17 protein-coding genes are annotated in these 24,773 nt (G+C 54.6%); 7 read left to right on the top strand and 10 right to left on the bottom strand.

The window, feature by feature from the left end:
* Positions 1 to 49 precede the first annotated feature (49 nt).
* The 4 genes from AC2FGC_RS08395 to AC2FGC_RS08380 all read left to right on the top strand — a co-directional run bounded on the left by AC2FGC_RS08395 (position 50) and on the right by AC2FGC_RS08380 (position 3,886).
* Positions 50 to 1,027, top strand: a complete 978-nt coding sequence (locus AC2FGC_RS08395) for a TRAP transporter substrate-binding protein (RefSeq protein WP_496697866.1) — start codon at positions 50 to 52, stop codon at positions 1,025 to 1,027.
* 68 nt (positions 1,028 to 1,095) lie between these two features.
* Positions 1,096 to 1,629 carry a TRAP transporter small permease gene (locus AC2FGC_RS08390; protein ID WP_496724645.1) on the top strand — a complete coding sequence of 178 codons (534 nt, stop codon included), beginning with the start codon at positions 1,096 to 1,098 and terminating at the stop codon, positions 1,627 to 1,629.
* 4 nt (positions 1,630 to 1,633) lie between these two features.
* The gene (locus AC2FGC_RS08385; protein WP_496724643.1) at positions 1,634 to 2,947 is read left to right on the top strand and encodes a TRAP transporter large permease; all 1,314 of its coding nucleotides are present in this window, start codon (positions 1,634 to 1,636) and stop codon (positions 2,945 to 2,947) included.
* 6 nt (positions 2,948 to 2,953) lie between these two features.
* Entirely contained in the window at positions 2,954 to 3,886 is a 933-nt protein-coding gene (locus AC2FGC_RS08380; RefSeq protein ID WP_496781973.1) for a hypothetical protein, read from the top strand.
* A 37-nt stretch (positions 3,887 to 3,923) separates the two neighbouring features.
* Here AC2FGC_RS08380 and AC2FGC_RS08375 read toward each other — a convergent pair whose 3' ends face one another.
* Complete coding sequence (locus tag AC2FGC_RS08375; RefSeq protein ID WP_496724639.1) at positions 3,924 to 6,716, bottom strand: bifunctional aconitate hydratase 2/2-methylisocitrate dehydratase; 2,793 nt, start codon at positions 6,714 to 6,716, stop codon at positions 3,924 to 3,926.
* 769 nt (positions 6,717 to 7,485) lie between these two features.
* Here AC2FGC_RS08375 and AC2FGC_RS08370 point away from each other — a divergent pair.
* Positions 7,486 to 11,136 carry a DUF3857 domain-containing transglutaminase family protein gene (locus AC2FGC_RS08370; RefSeq protein WP_496781971.1) on the top strand — a complete coding sequence of 1,217 codons (3,651 nt, stop codon included), beginning with the start codon at positions 7,486 to 7,488 and terminating at the stop codon, positions 11,134 to 11,136.
* Between the two features lie 236 nt (positions 11,137 to 11,372).
* Here the strand turns inward: AC2FGC_RS08370 and AC2FGC_RS08365 are convergent, their stop codons facing one another.
* From AC2FGC_RS08365 to AC2FGC_RS08340, 6 genes are all read right to left on the bottom strand, one after another.
* Positions 11,373 to 12,389 carry a D-cysteine desulfhydrase family protein gene (locus tag AC2FGC_RS08365; protein ID WP_496766494.1) on the bottom strand — a complete coding sequence of 339 codons (1,017 nt, stop codon included), beginning with the start codon at positions 12,387 to 12,389 and terminating at the stop codon, positions 11,373 to 11,375.
* Between the two features lie 10 nt (positions 12,390 to 12,399).
* A complete protein-coding gene (locus tag AC2FGC_RS08360; RefSeq protein WP_496781969.1) occupies positions 12,400 to 13,134 on the bottom strand; it encodes a TSUP family transporter in 735 nt (244 codons plus the stop codon).
* Positions 13,135 to 13,236: 102 nt separating this feature from the next.
* Positions 13,237 to 13,980, bottom strand: coding sequence for an aspartate/glutamate racemase family protein (locus AC2FGC_RS08355; RefSeq protein ID WP_496781967.1), 744 nt, complete (start codon positions 13,978 to 13,980; stop codon positions 13,237 to 13,239).
* Positions 13,981 to 14,008: 28 nt separating this feature from the next.
* The gene (locus AC2FGC_RS08350; protein ID WP_496781965.1) at positions 14,009 to 15,247 is read right to left on the bottom strand and encodes an NAD(P)/FAD-dependent oxidoreductase; all 1,239 of its coding nucleotides are present in this window, start codon (positions 15,245 to 15,247) and stop codon (positions 14,009 to 14,011) included.
* Between the two features lie 4 nt (positions 15,248 to 15,251).
* Positions 15,252 to 17,465 carry a TRAP transporter permease gene (locus AC2FGC_RS08345; RefSeq protein ID WP_496781963.1) on the bottom strand — a complete coding sequence of 738 codons (2,214 nt, stop codon included), beginning with the start codon at positions 17,463 to 17,465 and terminating at the stop codon, positions 15,252 to 15,254.
* Positions 17,466 to 17,546: 81 nt separating this feature from the next.
* Positions 17,547 to 18,554 (bottom strand): TAXI family TRAP transporter solute-binding subunit, encoded by a 1,008-nt coding sequence (locus AC2FGC_RS08340; RefSeq protein WP_113788396.1) that lies wholly within the window; start codon positions 18,552 to 18,554, stop codon positions 17,547 to 17,549.
* Between the two features lie 117 nt (positions 18,555 to 18,671).
* Here AC2FGC_RS08340 and AC2FGC_RS08335 point away from each other — a divergent pair, with 117 nt between their 5' ends.
* Together AC2FGC_RS08335 and AC2FGC_RS08330 are read left to right on the top strand one after the other, a co-directional pair.
* Positions 18,672 to 19,652 (top strand): LysR family transcriptional regulator, encoded by a 981-nt coding sequence (locus tag AC2FGC_RS08335; protein WP_496781960.1) that lies wholly within the window; start codon positions 18,672 to 18,674, stop codon positions 19,650 to 19,652.
* Between the two features lie 241 nt (positions 19,653 to 19,893).
* Entirely contained in the window at positions 19,894 to 21,546 is a 1,653-nt protein-coding gene (locus AC2FGC_RS08330) for an NAD-dependent malic enzyme (RefSeq protein ID WP_496724622.1), read from the top strand.
* Between the two features lie 99 nt (positions 21,547 to 21,645).
* Here the strand turns inward: AC2FGC_RS08330 and AC2FGC_RS08325 are convergent, their stop codons facing one another.
* The 3 genes from AC2FGC_RS08325 to AC2FGC_RS08315 form a co-directional block, all read right to left on the bottom strand.
* A complete protein-coding gene (locus tag AC2FGC_RS08325) occupies positions 21,646 to 22,833 on the bottom strand; it encodes a YbfB/YjiJ family MFS transporter (RefSeq protein ID WP_496724620.1) in 1,188 nt (395 codons plus the stop codon).
* 215 nt (positions 22,834 to 23,048) lie between these two features.
* Positions 23,049 to 24,035: a class I adenylate-forming enzyme family protein gene (locus AC2FGC_RS08320; RefSeq protein WP_496782193.1), complete on the bottom strand. Its 987-nt coding sequence runs from the start codon at positions 24,033 to 24,035 to the stop codon at positions 23,049 to 23,051.
* A 10-nt stretch (positions 24,036 to 24,045) separates the two neighbouring features.
* Positions 24,046 to 24,609, bottom strand: a complete 564-nt coding sequence (locus AC2FGC_RS08315; RefSeq protein WP_496724618.1) for an AMP-binding protein — start codon at positions 24,607 to 24,609, stop codon at positions 24,046 to 24,048.
* Between the last annotated feature and the right edge of the window lie 164 nt (positions 24,610 to 24,773).

Raw genomic sequence — 24,773 nt, 5'->3', positions numbered from 1 at the left:
ATGTCCGGTAACACAAGCCGGCAAAACAAAATTAAACAGGGAGAAAAAGATGAAGAAATTGACAAGCCTTCTGGCGGCAACCGCTTTGACAGCCGCAGCAACCGCACCGGCGATGGCCGAGAAATGGGATATGCCCATGGCGTATTCGGCGTCGAACTTCCACTCGGCCACGGGTGCGGAATTTGCCAAATGCGTGACCACAGGCACTGGGGGCGAGATAGAAATCGTCACGCATCCGTCCGGGTCGCTGTTCAAAGGTGCCGACATCAAACGTGCCATTCAGACCGGACAAGCACCGATTGGTGAGCGCCTGCTGTCCGGTCACCAGAATGAAAATGCATTGTTTGGCTTTGACTCGATCCCGTTCCTTGCAACCTCGTTCGATGACAGCGCCAAGCTTTGGGAGGCCGCAAGACCTTCGATTGAAAATCTGCTGGCCGAACAGAACCTGACGTTGCTTTACGCCGTGCCATGGCCGCCGCAAGGACTGTACTTTAAAGACGAGGTGAACTCGGTCGCCGACATGGAAGGCATCAAGTTCCGGTCTTACAACAATGCCACGTCGCGTTTGGCGGAACTGACCGGCATGCTGCCCGTGACAATCGAAGCCGCTGAAATCAGCCAGGCTTTTGCCACTGGTGTCGCGGACTCGATGGTGTCGTCGGGTTCGACCGGGTATGACCGCAAAGTATGGGAAAGCCTGAATTATTTCTACGAGGTGGACGCGTGGCTGCCGCGCAATTACGTCATGGTCAACTCAGACATCTGGGCTGGCGTTTCTGATGCCAACAAGAACGTCATCAAAGGCTGTGCAGAGCTTGCCGAATACGCGGGCAACTGGCGCGCCAAGGAATACACCGGCTTTACCCTGCAAGGTCTGCGTGATGGCGGGATGACGGTTGGTCCGGCCTCTGAACAGATGACCAACGAGTTGAAAGAAATCGGTGTGACAATGACCAATGAGTGGCTTGAGGCCGCAGGTGACGAAGGCAAGGCCATCGTCGATGCGTTCAACTCGTCTCAGTAATTGGCCAAGGATGGGCGGCGGATCAACCTGCCGCCCGTTTCCATAGAATAACTAATAGTGGGGACAGCATGGCGGCACTACGAGGGCTCAGGTCCGTATTGGATTTCATTTATCAGGCAGCAGGGGTTCTGGCAGCACTTAGCCTGATTGCTATTTTGGTGCTGATCGTTGTGCAAATGCTGGCCCGCTGGACCGGAGAGGTTTTCCCGGGCGCGCCCGACTATGCGGGCTATGCCATGGCTGCCGCGTCCTTTCTGGCCTTTGCCAATGCGCTGAACCGAGGCAGCCACATTCGTGTGTCGATCCTGTTGAATGCGGTCCCCGACCGATTGCGCCGCGTCCTTGAAATATGGTGTTTTACAGTTGGCGCGGCGGTAATGTGGTATTTTTGCTGGTACGCCTACCGCTTTGTCTACTGGAGCTGGAAATTCAACGATGTCAGCCAGGGACAGGACAAAACCGCGCTTTGGATTCCGCAGTCAACAATGCTGATTGGCGCAGTCATCCTTGCAATCGCCCTGACCGATCATCTGATCCACGTCGTTTTTAAGGGCGATCACCGCATCGTCCGTGATCTGGCCGATCAGAGCCACGGGGAGTGAGAGCATGGAAAACGTATCAGTCATCATCCTCTTCCTCTTTGTTCTTTTCACTCTGCTTGGCACCGGTGTCTGGGTTGGCCTTGCCCTTATGGGCGTCGCGTGGGTCGGGATGGAGCTTTTCACGACACGCCCTGTCGGAGACGTGATGATCACGACCATCTGGTCGGCCTCATCGTCATGGACACTGACCGCGCTGCCGATGTTCATCTGGATGGGCGAAATCCTGTATCGAACGCGATTATCCGAGGATATGTTCAAGGGACTTTCGCCTTGGATGGCACCTTTGCCCGGTGGTTTGGTGCACACCAACATTGTCGGCTGCACGGTGTTTGCCGCTGTTTCTGGGTCGTCAGCCGCCACCCTGACGACTGTGGGTAAAATGTCGATCCCGGAACTGAGGAAACGCAACTACCCCGAACGGATGATAATTGGTACGCTGACCGGCGCTGCGACACTGGGCCTGATGATCCCGCCCTCTTTGACGTTGATCGTCTATGGTGTGACTATCAATGAATCGATCACCAAGCTGTTCTTTGCAGGCATACTGCCCGGATTGGTGCTTGCGACGATGTTCATGGGATACGTCGCAATTTATTCGAAATTCGGGAAAGACTGGAACCCAAACAGTGAGAACAAACTGAGCTTTTCTGAAAAACTCAAGAACTCTCGCTTTTTGTTGCCCGTAATCCTGCTGATCATGGTGGTGATCGGGTCGATGTATCTGGGCTATGCCACCGCGACCGAAGCCGCGGCCTTTGGTGTGATCGGTGGTCTGTTGCTGGCGGCAGGGCAGGGATCCCTGACCTGGAAGACCTTCACCGAAAGCCTGATGGGGGCCACCCGGACCAGTGCGATGATCGCCCTGATCCTTGCTGGGGCTGCGTTCTTGTCATTGTCCATGGGATTTACGGGTCTGCCGCGGGGTCTGGCTGATCTGATCGCAGGGTGGGAGCTGACTCGGTTTGAGCTTTTGATGGTTTTGCTGGTCTTTTACATCATTCTGGGCTGTTTCCTTGATGGCATCTCCTCGGTTGTTTTGACCATGGCCGTGGTGGAACCGATGATCCGGGACGCGGGTATTGACCTGATCTGGTTCGGTATCTTTATCGTGGTTGTCGTTGAAATGGCGCAGATCACGCCGCCGATCGGCTTCAACCTGTTTGTGATGCAAGGCATGACGAACCATGAGATGAGCTATATTGCCCGCGCGGCAATTCCGATGTTCCTGATCATGGTGGTGATGGTCTTCGTCCTGATCTGGTTCCCGGATCTGGCCACATGGCTGCCGGAAAACCTTAGGCAAAGCCCGGGCGGGTAGGGGGCATTGAACCCACTTCATCTGGCGGCGCGCAACGGTCCTTATGTACTGGTCGCAGGACTGGCTGCTGGATTGTTGCTGCCTGCGCTGGCCGAGCCGATGCGGGCGGTCTTGCCGCCGCTAGTCGCACTGCTGCTGTTCCTGACTGTCCTTCGAATTGAACCTTCTTTGTTGTTGGGGTCCTTGGTCGATTTACGCCAGGTGGCAAATACAGTGATCGCGTTCCAGCTGGTTTTGCCGCTAATAGTTGTGACTATTGGCATGATCGGTGGATGGACCGGCACGCCGGTCTTTTTGTCTCTGCTGATCATGGCCGCGGCTCCGTCCATCTCGGGCAGTGCGAATATGTGCCTGATGATGGGACATCCGGCAGAACACGCTATGCGCTTGATGGTGATCGGGACCGCCGTATTGCCGTTGACCGTGTTTCCCATATTCGTGCTGATGCCCGAACTGGGAGACTTTCAATCCGTTCTTATCGCCGTCTTGCGCCTGTTTTTGACAATTGCGGGGGCGACTGTTGCAGCCGTGTTGTTGCGCCTCGCGTTTCTGAGAAACCCATCCCAAACCACGCTAAAAAATCTGGAAGGGTTGGCAACAATCACACTTGCCGTATTTGTGATCGGCTTGATGCCGTCCGTGACCGCGACAGCGCTTGTTGACCCCGGTCTTGCGATTTTTTGGGTCGGGATCGCATGTCTGGCCAATTTCGGCGCGCAACTGGTGATGTTTTTTTTGACACGCAACCGAGTGGCTGCCGACAAAGCCACCGCTTTGTCAATTTTCGCCGGAAACCGGAATGTCGCGATTTTCCTGATTGCGTTACCACCCGAGGTGACAGCGCCACTTTTGGTGTTCATCGGGGCCTATCAGATCCCGATGTACCTGACCCCCATAGTAATGCGCCGTTTTTACCAAGCTTCGGGCAGGTTGGGGTAAAGCGGGCGCGGCAACATTCGCCGCACCCGCTATTGTATTAGAAATGCACCGAGCGGGCAGTACCGGGAACTTCCATCGGTGGTGCAAATTTGGTCAGGTCGATGCCTTCGACCGCGACCTTATATTCCTCCAGCGTCGGCGTACGACCCAGAATAGCTGACAGAACAACAACCGGGGTCGAACCCAGAAGGGATTCACCCTTCTTTGTCTCACTGTCCGCTACAACACGGCCTTGGAACAGACGGGTGGACGTTGCCAAAACGGTGTCGCCTTTGGCGGCTTTTTCCTGGTTCCCCATGCAGAGGTTACAGCCTGGGCGCTCAAGATAGAGGATATTCTCGTACTCGGTCCGTGCGGATTGCTTGGGGAACAAGTCATCGAACTCAAAGCCCGAGTACTTCTGCAGAATTGCCCAATCACCTTCTTCTTTCAGCTCATCAACGATGTTGTATGTCGGTGCGGCAACAACAAGCGGGGCCTTGAACTCGACTTTGCCATACTCGTCTTCGAGATTGCGCAACATCTGGGCCACGATCTTGATATCGCCCTTATGCACCATGCAGGAGCCCACAAAGCCCAGATCAACCTTCTTTTCAGCAGCGTAGTACGAGATCGGGCGGATCGTGTCGTGGGTATAACGCTTGGACACGTCGGCATTGTTCACATCCGGGTCGGCTATCATCGGTTCAACGATCTGATCCAGATCCACGACGACTTCGGCAAAATACTTGGCGTTGTCATCTGGACGCAGAGCCGGTTTTTCGCCCGAGTGGATTTCGGCGATACGTTTGTCCGCGATGTCGATCAGGCCCTGCAGCATCTGAACATCGTTATCCATGCCCTTTTGGATCATGATCTTGATCCGCGACTTGGCGATTTCCAGCGATTCAATCAGCGTATCGTCGTTCGAGATACAGATCGACGCCTTGGCCTTCATCTCGGCCGTCCAGTCGGTGAAGGTAAAGGCCTGGTCCGCCAGCAGCGTACCGATATGCACTTCGATGATGCGACCCTGGAATACGTTGTCGCCGTGTTGCGCCAGCATCTGCGCCTGCGTCGCGTGCACCACGTCGCGGAAATCCATGTGCGGTGCCATTTCGCCCTTGAACGTCACCTTGACGGATTCCGGGATAGGCATTGTCGCCTCACCCGTGGCCAGCGCCAGTGCAACCGTGCCCGAGTCCGCACCAAAGGCCACGCCTTTGGACATCCGCGTATGGCTGTCGCCGCCGATGATGATGGCCCAGTCATCCACGGTGATGTCGTTGAGCACCTTGTGAATGACGTCTGTCATCGCGTGGTACACGTCCTTGGGATCACGCGCAGTAATCAGGCCGAATTTGTGCATGAACGCCATCAGGCGCGGGGTGTTGGCCTGCGCCTTGAGGTCCCAGACCGAAGCTGTGTGACAGCCGGACTGATAGGCACCATCGACACTGGGTGACAGGACGGTGGCAGCCATAGCCTCAAGCTCCTGACTGGTCATCAGACCGGTGGTGTCCTGAGAGCCCACGATATTGACTTTGGCGCGCACGTCAGAGCCGGCATGTAACACTTTGCCCGGGGTCGCACCGCGCGCATTGGCATTAAAGATCTTTTCGACGGCCGTCAGTCCCTGACCTTCATGGCTGACTTCCTTCGCCGGGGCGAAGGCCGATTTCAGCTCGATGCCCAGTGTCTCACATGCAAATGTCTGCAGTTTTTTGCCAAAAACGATGGCATAAGAGCCGCCGGCTTTCATGAACTCCATCTTTTGCGGGGTGAATGAGCCGGCCATGTCGACCAATTCTTCACTGCCATCCGCGCTATAGAGCTTTTTCTTTTTCGTGTTGATGGTCAGCACGGTGCCGGTCTCAACCGAATAGCGCTGTTCCAGAATCGGGTTGCCATCGTTGTTGAGGATCGCCTTGCCATCCTCGTCCACTTTCTTGACCCAGTTCTTCAGGTCGACACCAATACCACCGGTAACGCCCACGGTTGTCAAAAAGATGGGCGAAATGCCGTTTGTGCCGGCCACGACCGGTGCAAAATTGACGAAAGGTACGTACGGGCTGGCTTGCTTGCCGGTCCAAAGCGCCACGTTGTTGACACCCGACATCCGCGACGAACCAACACCCATAGTGCCTTTTTCCGCAACCAGCATCACGCGCTTGTCGGGGTGCTGCAGCTTCAGCGCTTCAATCTCTTTTTGTGCGGCCTCGGAAATCAGGCATTTGCCATGCAACTCGCGGTCGGAACGCGAATGCGCCTGATTACCCGGCGACAGAAGGTCAGTGGAGATGTCACCCTCGGCTGCAATATATGTGACAACTTGGATTTCCTCGTCCACATCAGGCAGCTTGGTGAAAAATTCAGCCTTGGAGTAGCTCTCAAGGAGATCCGCAGCGATCTTGTTGCCCGCCTCATAGGCAGCTTTCAGACGGTCCGTGTCCGCCTCATACAGAAAGACCTGAGTTTTCAGAACCTCGCCCGCCTGAACCGCTATGTCTTGCTTGTCGCCCAGTGCAACATCCAGAAGCACGTCAACCGAAGGTCCGCCCTTCATGTGGGACAGCAGTTCGAACGCGAATTCGGGCGAGATTTCCTCAACAGTTACCTCGCCGACGATGACGGACTTCAGGAACGTTGCCTTCGCACCCGCAGCACTGGTTGTGCCAGGCAACGTGTTGTAAATCAGGTAGTGCAACGAATCTGCACGATGCGGATGACCGGTATCCTTGATTTGTTCGATGATTTCCTCGACCAGCGCACCATCGTCGATGGGTTTTGGGCTAAGCCCTTGTTCTTTGCGCGTTTCAATTTCATCCAAGTAATCTGAATACTGGCTCATGGCTGTTTCCGCTTTGTGTGAATCTGCTGCTGTTGAGAGGCGTGGGGCAACTCGCTCGATCGTATTTGTATGCACCGGTATACATTTGTTGCGGAGGTTTCAAGGTGCCACCGTGGAAATTTGCAGGTACTGTATACTTCTATGCTTGGTTCCAACCTTGACCAACGGTCGCAAATACAAACCTAGCCTTTTCCTAAACTCGCTGGAACCTAAGGGCCGGGGCTTGGTGTTTTCAATTGTGCCTTTTGATACAACGCCTGCGGGCCAAAAAAAATCATTCGCGACGACGGCATGGATCACACGTTGATCCCTGCACAATCTCGTCGTTTTGGTCGAAAGCTCGCGGTTTGAAGAACGGGTGGGCGGAGCCACGCGGCTGTATGTGATCCTTCGATGCACCTTCCTACGAACGGGCAAAGGCTTCCGTAAAGCCGCCGAAGCGATCCGTATCGCTGCATCGGAATAACATGTACCTCAACACGAACGTTCACGTTGTTCATCAGTAATTCGGCTGTTTCCATTAACTCAACTTTGATGGTGTGGTTAGCGTGGCATAAGCGTTGGCATCAGGTTCGTCGTAGTCGGTGCGCGGGTCAGCATTTGGGCGATGCTCGGAACCGCGTTATTGACTGCATGCAACGGTGCGTACAGTCACGCCAGTCGCAACTAGCGGCAAACTCTCGTACGGTCGATCATTGAGCCTTCACAAAGCGATTACGTTCGATTTCACCAATAAATGTCGTTCTTACAGTGCACAGCATTGGTCGAAATGGGCTCTCCATACAGCTTCGCCGCTCGACGCACGAATGCGTACTGTCTGAGTCCGCGCCTTCCACGTTACCGACCGGGAACTGAAAAAGGGGGGGCGAACTTCAGCTGGCTCTATATTTTTTCGGCGATCAACCAAATTGGAGTGGAGAGAGAAGCCGCAATTGATGGCGGGCTGCAAGAGGTCAAAACAACGCCTGACACTACACCAGAACCATATTTTTGCCATGAATGTTCAATCTTTTGGCGAGTATTGAATTTGTTGGGAAATACTATTGTGAACGCGATTCATTCGGAGCTAGTGCCAGCACCAAGCAATTCGTCAATACTGACCCTTGAAACCGAACTGACGAGCGAAGTTCGTTCTGAGCGGTGTCGGCTGGATGCGCGAAGAGGGTTCAAGCAGTTTCTTCTATTGGCAATAGCGGTGGGATGTCTGGCAGTAACATTTCTAGCCGAGCTTCTGGGCGGCTTTGTCGCGGCCTGGAATTCCGGTCTTGACCTGAGCACCGCTGGAGCCAAACTCTGGGCTCCAATCCCGCTTGGTCTATTTTGTTTTTTTCTCGCGCGGTCACACGCATTGAGCGCTGGAAGTCTATGGGCGGTTTGGAGGGGCCGCGCGCCTGTAATTCTCAGGGCGGCTGAACTCCATGGTGGCAAAACGCAGTACACTGTCAAGAAAGACTACGTCGAAGCAATTGAAGCCCACCAGACAGAGGCCTGGCATTTTTCACATGTATCAAAACCAATTCACGTTGGGCGGTTTGTGATCTGGAAAAGAGCGAGCTACGGATTGTTTTTTCTTCCAATGCCTTCGGATGAAGACGCCAGAGAGCTCGTGAAGAAGGTGAAAGAGGAAAGCAGGGCGAAGAATTCCAGCGGTTTTGACCCAAAAAACGCTCCGATAGAAGCCAAACACCAGTATATATCCGCGACCGCAGCCTTTCATGCCTTGGAAGGGCTATCCAAAAAACTGGGGACACCCTGTCCCGCCTGGTTGGACTCAGTCTTCAACTATTTGGCGTATGCATGGATTTCGGGTCTCTCTATTTTTCTCTTTATTGTTTTGTTGACCGGGAAGTCATTGGATGCGGGTTTTCCGTTGTTTAATCAAATCGGTGTCATATTGCTGTTTGTCGCGATGACCACAGCAGCGGTAAATGATTGGCCCTATCTGCCAAAACTGCGCCATCTTCACTATTACCGTCACGGGCTTTTACGAGGCTTCGATTGGGGGCCGACGGCAGTGAGTTGCGACAAGGCGGCCATTGAAATCTGGCGCGAAGGTAAACGATTGCGCCTCGATTGGTCTGCGGTTCGTGCCGTTCATATTGAAAATGACCTGACCATTGTCGAAACGAAGGATGATCAGTTGCATGTTGTTCCAGAAATACCCGCCGCGGTAAATCTTCTTTCCGCCTACAGAGTGTCTCAGGGGCTGGGTCCATGGTCAGACAACAAACGAACGGCTGCGCCGAAAGTTGAGAAAAAGAAGTGGTGGCAATCCACATTCGCCAACATTGCAATTTGGGTCATCGTCTTTCTTGTCATACTGGGCTTTTTTAATTTGGCTGGAGCCAAACCTGCATCAGCAGAATTGCTACGCGACAAAAACCTACCTGAGTGGCACGAGGAGGTTTCGCAGCGGGATCGAGAAGCGGCATTGCATGCTGATACATCTGTAAGTCTCCCTATTCACGACGAAAAAATCCGGGTCGAAGACAACGGATATCAGAGGGTCAGGCAGAGCTTCTTTGCCGTGCATGATCGTTCAACTCTGGAACTTTATGGCGAGGTCCAATTGCTGGTGGACCCGAATTTTGAGCGTGCCACTCTTCATCGATTGCAGATCCACCGAGATGGTTTAGTGATAGATCAACTCGACTTGCCGTTCGAAGAACTCCGGCGCGAACCAGCGCTCAGCTCAGGTGTGATGCTGGGCGACATCGAGTATTTCGGTCAGATCGCGGATCTTCGTGTTGGTGACACCGTCGAGATGATCTGGTCGATCACTGCCACCACACCCGTTTTCCCAAACCAGTTTCACTATCGATCAGACGGGCTCAGAGACTGGGGTTGGGAACAGAGGCGCACGTCCATTGACTTGCCCGCTGCAACGCGTTTCGAGCTGAACCATACGGATGAGTTCGATGTTCAGCGCGAAGAGGCTGCCGGCAGGACGATCTTGAGTTGGTCCTTGGAAAAGGCTGAAGAAGATGACAGAAACACACGCTCTGCGGATGATTGGGATGTCTCCAACGATGGGTTGCAGCTCTCGACCTTTCAGGATTGGTTTCAGATCGTTCAGGGACTAACCGGCGACTACAAACCCAGACCGGACTTATTGCCCGGTGACCTGATCAAACTGCTTGATGAAATGCTGGAGCAGTCCGAAGATCCGCAATGGCGCGCGACGCAAGCTTTGCGTTTGGTACAGGACCGGGTCCGGTATTTCAGCGTTTCAATTGGCGAAGGCGGCTGGATACCTCGATCCCCCGACGAAGTCTGGCTGAGCGCATATGGCGATTGCAAAGACAAGGCGCTTCTTCTGATTTCCATGCTGGCCTATTTGCAGATTGAGGCCGATGTCGTTCTCGTCGACCACGACATCGGGCCTGCTTTGCCGCGCATGTTACCTTCACCGTTTATCTTTGATCACGCCATAGTACGTGTTCGCGATCCGCAAGGTGACTGGTTTGTTGATGCAACCGATCTACTGCAAGGCGGCGTAGGTCGGGCGATCCCATTGAAGGATTTTGCCTGGGGCCTGCCACTGGCAGAGGACAGCACCGGACTTGTTGAAGTCGTAACGAATCTTTCTGATGAACCGGCCCGAGAGGCTGTACAGGAATATGTGTTCTTGGATGAAGGCCCGATTGCCGCCGTACTCAATGTTACAGACACATGGCGGGGTGTCGAAGCGGACAACATGCGCTGGCGCTATGACGGCGAGGACATGGAAGACCGGCGCAAGCAATATGAAAAGTGGTACGCCAAACGGTTTCCCGGAGCCACGCACTCAGAGGTAATGATCATTGAGGATGATCTGGACGCCAATGTTTTTCAGCTCGTCCAGCGCTACACGTTGCCGCGCGAGGGGTTTGAAGAAAAGGAACTTTGGAACAAACTGAACCATTATGGCTACGCTATTTCGGACGAGCTTTATGAATTTGATGACGATGAGGTGCTTGAAGGGCAATCTCGCGTAAACGCTCCGATGCACAACGTCCATAAGATCGTGATGCGCAATGTTCCCGCCCCAATCAAAAAGCCCAGTTCGCTTGAGTTCGAAAATGACTTTATTAAATTCGAGACCGGCGGCGAGTGGGATGAGGCGGGGGCAACCTGGACATACCAGTGGAATCTCAAAACAAAACAAACAACGCTTAAGCCAGGTGACGAAGAGGCATGGCGAGAAGCCGAAGATTACGTGGACAATAACGATGGGTACTACGTCTACTTGCATCGTCGGCTATTTGAAGTCGTGGAAGAAAAACCGATTTATTTGGGCCTGAATGCGACGCAGTTGATGATTTTCCCAGTCTTCTTGATAGTTGCAATGCTCATGCTGTTTTTCTTTCGACAAGGAATACGAGCGGAGGTGCTTGCCGCGAAAGCCAAGCAAGAAGAGCGTGAGGGTTGCGCACCCTGACGCCGCTACTGTTGGGCTAAAAACTGATGAACCCACCGCGTCGTTTTTCACTCTACTTGTGAATATTGCTTAGCAATTTGCCCCCGATTTCGGGGGGCAGATTTCTGACGCCTGCGATATTCCTCAGTAGTTGGACCGTTTTGCGGGCGGCTCAGGTTTCAGCACCTGTAGCTTTTGTTTGGGCACCAAAGATGCAGGCAAGCAAGTTACTGAAACGTATATGGGCTACGAATGCTTCAGGTCGGGCTGTCCATCAATTCACTTTGATATCCGAAGAGTGCAGGCAGCCCGCCTGTGTGCAGCAGAATGACTTTCTCCGCCGACTTGATCTTTCCGCTTTCTACGAGGTCCAGCAAGCCAGCGAATGTCTTTGCAGAATAAACGGGGTCAAGGAAAACCCCCTCGACCTGGGCCATCTTTTTCAATGCAGCGCGCGTGGTTGCATTTACTTTGCCATATCCCGGCGGCAAGGCCTCATCAAAAACATCGATCTTGTCCTGTAGAAGTCCTGCGTCGATATCCAGCAAGTCCGCAAGTTTTTGCAGAACGACCTTCATTCGGGCCTGCTGCTTTTCACGATCTCTGCGCACACAAATCCCATACACCGAAGCAGTGCTTTCTTCTAACGCCAGACCGGTCAGCAGTCCGCCATGCGTGGCACCGCTACCCGAGGGGACGACGACCGCGTCGAAATCCGGCATCTGTTGATACAATTCCTGCCCGGCCACAACGTAGCCCAAGGCACCCAAGGGCGGATGGCCCAGCCCCAGATGAATAACGTACGGTTTGTGACCTTTGGCTTTCAATTCAACTGCGCGCGCATGCAGCGCTGCGTCAGCTCCCGCTTCGTCTTCTCCTACTGGGTAACTCATATGCTCGGCACCCAGGATTTGCGCCAGCAGCACGTTCCCGGACGAATAGTACTCCGCCCCCATGTCAGAGACACGCTCTTCCAACTGAAGCACGGATTGCATGCCCAGTTTGGCTGCGGCAGCGGCCGCAGAACGAACGAAATTGGATTGAACGGCGCCGGTGATCAGAATGGTATCAGCACCTTGTTGACGCGCATCTCCGAGATAAAATTCAAGCTGCCGTGTTTTGTTGCCACCAAAACTAAGCCCAGTCAGATCATCACGTTTCAGCCAGAGATCGATGCCCAGTTCTGTCGATAAGTTGTCCAGACGCTCCAAAGGAGTTGGGCCGGACATGAGTTGGGCGCGTGGAAATTTGTGCAGATAATCATTTTGTGTCATCGTGTAACCTTCAAGACCAAGCTATTAAATGCGCGCGATAGAACAAAACTAAGCAGGCAATCAGGGATACCACGCGGATCACTGTTATGACCACCGACTGTGGTAAGTAAGGGCCTACCACACGACCAAGTAGGCTGCCGATCAGAGTTATCGCAACAAACCCCAGTATTTGCGGTTCATATGAGATTGCCTGCGCGTTGGACAATCTGTGCAATAAAAAGGCGATGCCGTATGCCACCAGCGCTATGGGTTGAACCAACTTTGCCACCTCTTTGGCGGAACGACCCTTTGCTATCAAACCGAACACCATTAGAGGGCCCGGTGTCGCCGCCCAAACAGTCGCAAGCCCAGACAGTCCTGTAACGACTGAAAACCCTGCGTTGCCAATGGATCCCCGCAAGGGAAGCAAGGTCGTAATCAACCCGATCAGCAGTAGACACGCCGTCAGGGCAAGAACAAATGCTTCGCTCAAAAAGGGATACACAACAAGGCCGGCGGCCACTCCGACGCAGCATCCAATGACCGCGGTGCGGATTAGTTGACGGTTGTTTTTTAGAACATGCCGGTCTGTCGCTACCAATGAAACAAACGTGTTCAACAAGAGTAAGACTGGAACTGCCGTCGACGTGCCAAGCAAAATCATCATGGGCGGTCCAGCGATGATGCTGAACCCGATACCAACTCCGACTTGCAGCATTGCGCCAAGGCAGATGGCAATCATTAGGATTGACAGGTCGACGGACACTCAAAACTCCTATGGATCAAGGCAATGTCGCAAGGCCTCAGATATTCCGAGGTCCCCGCCAGCGTCCATTCTTTTTCTCTTTCAGTGACCGCTTTGGTACGGTCAGCGCTGCCACGGCATCAGTCCCGAGTAGGGCGCTCGGGTCGTCACAGCGTGCGCCATTTGCGCCAGTGTGGTCAGGTCAAAGACAGGAAGCTGCAGTTCTTCCTGAAGCCGCGATGCGTAAGGCGGCAAGTCCGTGCATTCCAAAACCAACGACCGAATGTCCGGAGCTTCAAGAACCAGATTACGGGCCGCATCCAAGACCTCGGTCTCGATCAGGTCCGTGTCCATCCGGGTCCGTGTGTTCCGCAAGATCACTTCGGCGAATTCTGTGGTATCTTCCAATCCCTTCACGGCCACAGGAACACCTGATGCACCGACACCTTCGAAATGCCGGGGCGTCAATGCGGATGCATCTGCGGTTAGCACGCCCACTGGCGCGTTGGCCCCGGTCATGTGAAAGGCCAGCGGCACCTGGATCAGGCTGGAGGCAAAGACAGGAATTGAAACCGCAGCTGCCAATTCTTTTTGAAACAAGGCTAGAAAGCCGCAACTGCCCGTGATGGCTCGCACACCTTCAGCCTCAAGCCGCTTGGCGCCTTCGATGAACGGTGCCAGTAACTCGGGCGAAGGGTTGTTCAGCAAGGTCGGGACCGTCACGCCGTCGATCATCTCATACAGAACCGGAAATGGCAGACTGGAAGGGTTCTTGATGTGACCCGGCGGTTTTGGAAAATAGCTTTCAAGGCACAGAACACCAAGTGACGCGCCGCAAATGTTCTGGCCACCCTTGTAGATAGGCATTGTCATCTGTTCCTTTTGATTTGAAGGTTCAAAACCGGGCCAGCGAAAACGGGGCCAGATCGATGTTTGGGCTGCGACCGGACACAAGATCGGCCACAAGCTCGCCGGTTTTTGGGGCCATCATCAGCCCATAGTGAGAATGCCCGAACGCAGTATAGAGCCCTTCTCTGCCGTTAACTGGCCCAATCGCGGGTAAACTGTCCGGAAAGGACGGACGTCGACCCATCCAAAACTGCGCCTCGCCTGCATCGAGGCCCGGCATCATGGCCTTGGCTTGTTCGGTCAGGATTTTTTTCTTGCGTGGATCAGCGGGCGCGTCGACGCTACCAAATTCGGCCGTGCCAGCGACTCTCAGACCGTCCTGCATCGAACTTGCGACCACCTTTGCGTCTACATCCATGACCGAATTGTTCAATTGGGCTAAGGGCTTAGGGAATTCGACATGGTAGCCCCGTTCGGCCACAAGCGGCACAGGCATCCCCAATGGTTTCAGCAGGTCGGTGGACCACACACCGGCCGCGAGGATGATGCTGGCAGCACGCATCGTGCCCTGCGAGGTTGTAATCTGCCAACCACCATCTTCAGCCGGTGCCAGCCTGGTGACTTCGGTTTGTACTATTTCTGCGCCTTGCGAGCGCGCTTTTTCAGCCAGAACTGCCCCAACACGTCCTGGTGAGGTTACGCGTGCCTGACCTTTTATCACGATCGCGGCTTTGAATTCTTCTGACAGTGCAGGTTCCAGGCCGCGTAGCTCGACACCATCGACAAGCTCCAGATCTCCTCCTTTTTCCTGGCGGATCAGATATCCAAGCCCATTCAGATCAGCCTGCTTCCGATGGCGAAATGCGTGAATATAGTAGCTGTCGGTGATCAGATTTTCGTGCCCGGTGCCTTGAAGATGACGACGATAAAGGTCGATAGAAGGGCGGCACAAAAGCTCCATCGCGTCCGAGATTTCACGCACTGACCTTTCGCCGGAGTTTCCCAAAAACCGCAGGCCCCAGGGGATCATTTTTGGCCAGTAACTGGTTCTGACCGAAAGCGCGCTTTTAGGGTCCAGTAGCATCTGGGGCAGAGATTTCCAAATACCCGGCATCGCTTGCGGAATGATTGACCACGGCGACACTACACCTGCATTCCCGAAAGAGGTTTCCTGCCCAGGTAGACCGCGGTCAATCAGCCGAACAGAAATGCCGCGCTCTTGTAGCGACAAAGCGCAACAAATGCCGACGACCCCCGCGCCGATGATGGTCACTTGATCTGTCATGGTTTCACGCCGGAGAGTGACTGCGGTTGCGGGCAATAAGTTGGGTGACGATGACAGGTGATGCCACAGCCAGCGCGATCAGATCAGCAGTCAGGCTGGGCGCTACAAAGATAATCCCAGCGATGGCCATCAGAATGCGTGACGCGATATTCAGCGGGCTCAACCAATACCCGACCACGGCTGCTGACAGGGCAATAACCCCGGCGATGCAACTGGTCGCAGTATAAGTGAACTCCCACAGGTCAAACCCGGTTGAAGACACGAATAGCAGCACCGGCGCATAGACAAAGGCCATGGGCGCGATCACTTTGCCCAATCCAAGGGTAAAGGCAGATAGTCCCGTTCGGAACGGGTTTGAATTGGCAATGGCTGCAGCCGCATAAGCTGAAGTACAGACCGGTGGCGTAATCTCGGATACCACACCGTAATAAAGCACGAACAGATGACTGGCGATGGGTGGCACGCCCAGCTGCGCCAGCGCAGGCTGCGCCACTGACACCAGCATGATATACAGCGCAGTGGTCGGAATGCCGGCGCCCATCAGGATACAGACGACGGCGATGAACACCAATGAGATGAACAATTGTAAGTCTTCCATCGCAAAGAACTGGAAGCTGCCGAACGAGATCATGTTGTACAGATCCGATGCCAGGTTGCCTGCGCCCTGTGTAACCATGAAACCGATGCGGAACCCGATGCCAGTGGTGTTGATCACGCCCACCACGATACCGACCGCAGCAGCGGCGGCGCCCACGGCCAGCGAGTATTTCACACCCAATTCTACCGCCTGCAGCATCTCGGGCACTTCGATGCGTTTCTGAGGGTTCATAGTTGCGACCACCGTCAATCCGCACAGGATTGTTGTCATGGTCAGATCAAAGCCGCCGTCTGAGAACTTCCACAGTACAAAGCTGAGGAACGCTGCCGCGTAGATCAATGTCGGTGGTTGCCTCAAGCGCGACATGCCCGCGATTACCGCAAGTGATATGCCGCAGAAGGCCGACATGAAGGGCGTGTAACCCGTGAACAGAACCACTAGCAGGCCGATTAGGGGCACTATGTTGGCCCAGCCTTCAGCCCAGACGGCTTTGAGCTGCGGCAGTTGCTCTTTGGTGAGACCTTTGAGATTCAGCTTGCGTGCCATCAGGTGCACGACAGCAAAGACGCCAACATAGTGCAGGAGTGCTGGGAAAATAGCAGCAATAACGATGGTGGTGTAGGGAACCTCAAGAAACTCTGCCATTATAAAGGCAGCGGCACCCATGATCGGCGGAGTGATCTGACCACCGGCCGAAGAAGCCGCTTCGACCCCACCCGCAAAATGGCCGGGGTATCCAAGGCGCTTCATGTTGGGAATTGTCAGCGCGCCGGTTGAAACGGTGTTGGCCACCGAAGAACCCGAGATCGTGCCGAAGAAGGCCGAGGATACCACCGACACTTTTGCCGGACCGCCAGTATAGCGGCCCGCCAAAATTGTAGCGTTATCGATAAAAAGCTGTCCCAATCCTGTGCGCTGCGCGATCACGCCGAACAACACAAAGTGGAAAACGATTGTCGAGACGACCCACAACGTGACGCCGTAGATGCCCTCCTGCGGGAAGTACATCGACGAAACGAAGGTTTTGAAGTTCACGCCAGGATGCTGCAACAATCCGGGGAAATACGGCCCAAGCAAAGCGTATGAGATAAATACGCAGATGATCAGCGGCAGCACCCAACCAAGCGTGCGGCGTGCGATGTCCAGCACCAGCAGGATGATGATCACACCCAAAATCACGTCATAACTGTTGGGGTTACCCATACGGAAGGTCTGTTCCTCAATCCCAAGAAACGGAATGCCGCGCCAGGCGACGCCCACGTACAGCGCCGCGATGATCCCAAGGGCCATGAAGACCAGATCGTAAAGAGGGATGTTGCCGATGCGAAACCGGCTGACCTTTAGCGCGTAAAGGCTTTTGGCCCCGATAATCGGGATCGTCGCGTAGACCAGAATGAACAGCAGTGCCAGATAGATGCCCATGTGCCAGTGATCGGCCGGCAGGCCAAAACCGGCCGTGAAGAATTCGTAAAACGCAAAGATCAGGGCCACAACGCGCAGGACCTTTCCGGTTGACGGCGTAACCTGCCGGACGGCAGCACCCTCGTCGAACTGTTCTTCGATAGCCGCTAATTCTTCGGCTGTGAGTTCGTGGTCATCAAGATTTTTAGTCGTGGACATGATGGCCCCCTGATTTCGCGCATTTCGAGTGTGCGGTGCCCCAAATAGGGGCACCGGACGATGAGTTGAGTTGAGATCAGGTTACTGAAGAAGCCCGGCTTCTTTGTAGAACTTCTCAGCACCCGGATGCAGCGGAACGCCCAGTGCTTCGACACCATCCAGAGCGGTATCAGGGGTGATCTGCTTGCCCTTGGCATGACCGTTATCCAGCAGCTTGCGGGTGTTGTCGTTCCACATCGCCTTGGTCAGCTCATAGACCAGGTCGTCAGACAGGTCCGACGACACAACCAGCATCGCGCTGACCGCAGGGGTCTTGGTTTCGCCGTCGATGCCTTCATAAACGCCACCTGGAATGGCAGAAGGGATATAGGCTGGAATGATCTCGTTGATCTTGCCCAGATCTTCGTCGGAGAAAGAGTGCAGGTTCATACCTTTGGTCGAAGATAGCTGCACCATCGCAGCAACCGGCCAGCCTGCGGCATAGAAATAGGCGTCAAGCTGACCATCGGCCAGACGTTCGGCACTCTGACTGTTGTTCAACTCGGCCTCATCCATGTTGTCACGGTTGACACCCCAAGCATCCAGCATCTGCAAAACGGCTACCTGCGTGCCAGAACCAGCCTGAGCAATACCAACACGCTTGCCTTCCAGGTCACTCAGATCGTTAATCGTCGAGCCGGCCGGAAGCACCAGATGCAGGTCTTCTGGGAACAGATTGGCTACGATGCGCAGTTTGGGATGGGGTTTGCCTTCGAACTTACCTTCACCCAGATACATCGAACGGGTGACGTCGGCTGCAGCCAGCCCGGCCTCAAGTTCTCCATTCTGCACAGCGGCATTGTTGAAGACCGAAGCGGTGGTGGATTGCGCGATCGCGATCAGGCCCGGAACACCGCACTGGCCGCCTTCTTCACACGGGCGCGATCCCGGAGGGGCGGAGATTCCATTTGCAATGGTGCCACCGATGGGGAAATAGGTTCCGCCAGCGCCACCGGTGCCAATACGGAAGAACGTTGGGTCCTGCGCCAGCGCGGGGGCTGCCAGCGCGCCCGCCAATGCAAGACCAGTCAAGCATTTCACAAATTTCATTATCATCTCCCTTGTTGGAATTTCGGTTTTGGTTTTCCCAAACTTCGATCCCACAAGCGTAGAGACAAACTGCATAAATACAAATTTGTTATATTTCACTAAACTAAAGTTTTGCTTATGTTTAAGAATATGAACCTAACTCAGCTAACCGTATTTCGTGAGGTGATGGAGACCGGATCCATCTCTCAAACCGCCAAGAAACTAAATCGCACGCAGCCTGCGATTAGCCTAGCGTTGAAAAACCTTGAAAAGACATTGGGCCTGACGTTGTTCGAACGTAAGGGAAGAAGATTGGTGCCAGTCCCCGAGGCGCACTATCTCTTAGCCGAAACTACGGGTATTTTGGACCGCTTGGCGACAATTTCCAGCACGATGGAAGGACTTATCAAAGGGCATGCCGGAAGCTTGAATATTGCAACGATGCCGGGTCCATCTGCCTTTTTGTTCCCACGTTTCATAAGCCAATCAGTTGGTGAAAACCCCGATATTCGCATCACGCTTTCGACACGCAGTTCACCGCAGATTATGGAGCTTGCGGGGACGCAAAATATCGACTTCGGCTTTGCTGACTTCGAGCATTCAGCCGGCAAAGAACCCCAGTATTCCGCTGAACTTATCCGGGCTGATTGCTTCTGTGCTATTGACTGTGAACATCCTCTTGCGTCGCGCAAGATCCTGAAACTATCGGATCTTGACGGAACGCCAATGGGCGGCCTGCATCCTTCACACCCGTTCCAACGGAAAGTCCGGCAGGAGTTTGAGGACGTTGCCGCCGAGTACAATCAGACTGTTACCTGCCAGTATTTTCTACCTCTTATCCCCTTTGTCAGTTCGGGGCAGTGTTGCAGCATCGTTGACCCGCTAACTGTTGCGACCGAAAAAGAGCTTAATCTATCCAATGGAAAGCTTGTGTTTTTACCTTTCGAGAAACCATTAAGATATGAATACGCTCTCCTCGAACCCGACCACAGGCCACCGTCCCAATTGGCAATACAGATCAAAGCAGGTTGGAAAGCCGAAGTGTTGAGGAAGTTGGAAGCGGTGATGGCAAACCCTCGCGCCACATCGATTGAAGGCACGCGAGGCGAGCAAAGTTGAAGTTTTTTAGCTGGCGTACCCTAAATTCAGCGAGATCGACGGGCGGCTTTGACCAATATGCAGTAACGCGACGAATGGTGGCTCTGGGCCGCGAATTACTCGGGCACGCGATCGCGCGCGAGTGTGTTGGCCCAATGCGGGAAAGTTCCAGTCGCAAGTTCGTTGCATTTTTTGTCGTATAATGCTGACCTTACCGGACAGATGCGTGCAACCTGTGCATGCCGATCCGAAAGGGCATCCAATGGCCGATACTGATCCTGCAAATTTGCACTATGTGACAAACCCGCTGCTGAACAAAGGTACTGCCTTTTCTCTACACGAACGAGAAAAACTTGGATTGCTGGGTCTTCTTCCGCCACACATCGAAACGCTCGAAACCCAGGTTGACCGTGTCTATGCCGCCTTTGAACGTGAGGAGACGCCGCTGGAAAAGCATGTTTATCTGCGCGGCCTACAGGATGACAACGAGGTTCTGTTTTACGCTCTATTGGTGCGGCATCTAACCGAGATGATGCCGATAATTTACACACCCGTTGTGGGCGACGCCTGCAAGAGGTTCAGTGAGATCTACGATCACCCACGCGGATTGATCATTTCGTACCCCGAGCTTGACCGGATTGATGACATACTTGAGAACGCCGTCCTGCCCTCTGTCGAGGCCATAGTCGTCACCGATGGAGAGCGGATTTTGGGTTTGGGCGATCAAGGCGCGGGCGGCATGGGAATTCCGATCGGAAAGCTCTCACTTTATACCGCTGCGGGTGGAATAAGCCCGTCTGTAACGCTTCCGGTGGTACTGGACGTCGGTACCAACAATCAGGAACGGCTGGAAGATCCCCTCTATATCGGCTGGCGGAATGAGCGCGTCAGCGGGGATGAGTACTTTGAATTCGTCGATCTTTTTGTGCAGGCGGTAAAGCGCAAGTGGCCGGATGTGTTGCTGCAGTTCGAGGATTTCGCACAGCAACATGCAGCGCCTCTGCTTGCGCGGTATCGCGATCAGCTCTGTACATTCAATGATGATATTCAGGGCACGGCGGCGGTAACGGCCGGCACCTTGCTGGCTGCCTCAAATGTCACCGGAATTCCGCTAAAGGACGCTACCATCGCGTTTCTTGGAGCGGGATCAGCAGGAGTGGGTATCGCTGAGCAACTGGTTCAGTTCATGATCCGCCAAGGATTACCAGAAAGCGAGGCACGCGCGCGCATCTACATGGTGGACCGGAATGGGTTGTTAACCGATGCGATGACGGACCTTCTGCCGTTCCAAACGCAAATTGTCCAACCTCTCACCAAAGTGGGGAGCTGGTCCGATGGTGAAATTTCACTGCTGGATGTGATTAACAACGCCGAACCCAACATATTGGTGGGTGTCAGCGGTCAGGCAGGCTTGTTCTCTGAAGAGATCATTCGGGCGATGGCAGCTCACACTGATCATCCTGTCGTATTGCCGCTGTCAAACCCGACATCGCGAATTGAGGCCGTGCCTGCGGATATTATCCGCTGGTCAGATGGTCATGCATTGGTCGCCACCGGAAGCCCATTTGATCCTGTTGTCTACAACGGTAAGACGCATCATGTGGCGCAGTGCAACAACTCCTACATTTTCCCCGGTATGGGGTTGGGCGTTCTGGCGGCAAGCGCTTGTCGCGTCACGGACGGAATGTTCATGGCCGCCGCCGAGGCGCTCGCCACGTTGTCACCTGCGAATTCCGATCGCACAGCCAGCTTGCTGCCCGATGTGGGGGACATTCGCGAGGTCAGCAAAGCTATTGCATTTGCCGTTGGTCAACAGGCGCAGTTGGATGGGGTTGCGCCTAAATCCACGGGGGATGACTTGAAAGCGGCAATGGATGCGAAGTTCTGGACCCCGCATTATGAGGAGATTGCTTAAGGCAGGTCAGGTTGGAGTGACCGGAAGGTCACTCATTGCGCATTCAGAACCCACGGCGTCCAAGTAGGGAATGATTCAGCATAGTTCTGAATACGACAGCTACGCCACCTTACGCCTGAGCGGCTTTTGCATCGCAGCACAAAGGGCACCCATCAGCAGGACCGCAGAGGCCACCACAAGGCTATCTCCAATTTCCCCGGTCAAGTCGCCAATGATACCAGCCCCGATAGGTCCCAGCGTCTGTGAAATAGCGAAAACAACTGTGAAAAAGCTTACGGTTGCACCCCAATCCTGCTGATCCACGTTCTGACGGACAAAGCTGGTGACTGCAGTGGGTGGCATAAAGACCGATAGCCCGAACACCAGTGCCGACAAAATCAGCCCATATCCAGATGGAACCAGGATTGGCAGGGCTGATCCAAATGCAACCCCGGTAAGGATCAGCGCCAACGGCGTTCCGGATGAAAAGCGGGCCAAGACCCCGCGCCAAACAAAAGGAGACGCCATAATACTGACCCCAAGAACCATCCATGTTGCCGTAGTCAACAGGACACTGGAATGCTGCTCTTTCATCCAGACAGAGATGAAAGTGACGTAGACAATGTAACCCAATCCGAACAGCGCATACCCCCCGAGTTGGCCAAGCATTTTGCGCACCGGTGGGATGGAAGGAAGCGCGGTGTCGTGTTCGGTTTCGTTCAATTTTGTGGAAGCCCAAACCGAAAATGGGCAAATGACTAGGGCCACCAACCCGACCCCGATCCACGCCCAGTCCCAATTTTGTGGTCCGAATACGTCCAACATACTCGGAAGGGTTGCGCCGCATAACGCGATACCAAATCCGCCGCCACCGCCAAAGTATAAGGCGATGGCCAGCGCATTCTTTCGGGCGCTGCTCTGGAACAGCGATGCTGCCAGCACGCCGCCTGACACAAAGGAAAGAGCGCCAAACAGTCCCACCAAAGTACGACAGGCAGTTTGAAACACGAGGCTTTCATCAAACCCGGTCGTCAAAAGGCACAGTGCGGTCGCCACAGTTCCACTTGCAAACAACCGCGACGGAGAAAAATGCCGGATCAGCAAAAGCGTTAAAATCGAACCCACTATGTAGCCAATCGAATTGGCCGTATTGAGCCAACCGGATTGAGTGAGGCTCCAGCCAAGGCTACTTTTCATGGATGGCAGGATTAGTCCGTATGCAAAGCGACCAAATGCGTTGGATATGCTGACCCCAAGCGCAAGGCCCAGCAATATGAGCCACGGGTTAGTAGGTTTTGCGGTGGCCATGAACATTCTTCCAAGTTGAACGGTCACCGTGCCCCAATGCGCTTGGACGTGCAATCCCAGCTAATCGGCCCCAGCGCATTGCAGCTCTGCTTGGACAATTTAAGATTGTACTATTTTGATGTGAGTTGAAGGGTTGCTTCCGGTCGATCTGTCTGCAGTCTTTGCTTACGTCATATGAGCAAGCCGTCCGCCAATGCGATCCAACCGCCAAAGCTTTAGAGCACGTGCGCGGCACCGCTTTCTTTCGCTGCCATCCGTTTCAACGCCATTCGGTCCAGCTTGCCACCCATGGTCAATGGCAATGCATTAACTACCCGCACCACATCCGGCGCCTTGTATCCGATCTGTTTCCGCGCGAAGTCGACAATATCTCCGGGGCGCACCGGTTTCGCCCCTTCGACCAAGCTCACAAAGCCCCATACATCTTCACCGTGCATCTCATCTCGCACCCCAACCACCACTGCCGCTGCAACGGCGGGGTGCGCTGTCAGTACATCTTCCACCTCCGCGGGGCTGATGTTCGAGCCGTCATGCACGATGATCTGTTTTTGCCGCCCCCGGAACCAGAAATAGTCATACTCATCCCGTCGCATCAAATCGCCAGTATCGAGCCAGCCATCCCGAAACGCTGCCGCTGTCGCACTCGGGTCGTCCCAATACCCCGTCATCATAGTCGGGCTCTTGACCCAGTGCCTGCCGTCTACTCCCACGGGCACCTCCACCCCGGCCTCATCACGAAGCGCCGAGACATACCCTGGATTGTTCAATCCAATGGCACCGACTTTCTCAACTCCTCCATGGGTGTTCGAATGTGACGTCCCCATTTCAGTCAATCCATAAAACGCCCCGATCGGCACACCTGCCAGCACGCCAAATGCGTCGACCAGTGTCTGCGAGGGTTTGTCGCCACCTGCCATCATCGTTCTTAATGAACCAAAGTCTTCGCGCACTGCACCGTGCCCCGTTACCAATGCAGCCAATGGCGCGGGCAATATCTGCGCCACTGTCGGCTTTGTCTGTCGCAGGAGCCCCAGGAGCTCGGCGGGTGAAAACTGCCGCACTACGTTCGTTCTGGCACCGGCCCAAAGCCCTGCAAACGTCAGCCGCAACCCGGCAGTATGGGAAATCCACGACGCCGGAAGCACCACATCCCCAGGTCTCAACCCCAACCCCTGAGCATTGCTTGCCACCATAGCCCCCATGCTGGCATGGCTATGCGTCACGCCCTTCGGCTTGCCCGTGGTCCCGGAAGTAAAAAAATATTAACGCTGGCGCGTCCGCCCCAATTGTCGGCAGTGTCCCCTCAGCCTCACCATCCATCAGGTCCTTCAAGGCGAGTGCCCCGTCCACTTCGCCTGCATAGGAAACCAACCCCAAAGGCAGCCGCCCTATGCCTGGGACTGCGGCCACATCCTTTGCGCGTTCGCCATGCACCAACAGCGCCGCCGGTGTCGCCAACCGCAGCGCATGGTCGATATCCGCGGCTGTGTAGCGATAATTGAGCGGCATCGCCACCAAACCGGCCCGCATGCAGGCCAGATAATGGATCACCAACACCGCCCGGTTCGGCATAATCGAAGCTATTCGGTCCCCCGGATTAAGCCCCAGGCTCAGATACCGAAGCGCCAGCCGCGTACAGGCGGCATCCAGCTCCTGCCAGGTCAAAGCCCCGTCCAAAGCGTAAAGCGCAATCGCCTTGGGATCCGCCGACAATCCCCGGCGAAAAAGGTTCGTCAAATCCGCAGGAGCGGCCAGCGGCGGCCCGGTTACCGGCATGCTTTTCTCTCCAAATCAACCCGCTTCCGAAGGGCCTTCAACTTTCCTCAGTGGACACCCAACGAGCGGAAACCAACCACTCAATCGGTTGGTCGGTGGATCGAGCATACTGCATTGTTATCCACTTCCAATAGGGAGCGGCAGGAACGCCTGCAGAACGCGAA

This window comes from Ruegeria sp. CDSC054, from assembly GCF_059610645.1.
This window is presented reverse-complemented; position numbering and strand designations above follow the sequence as displayed.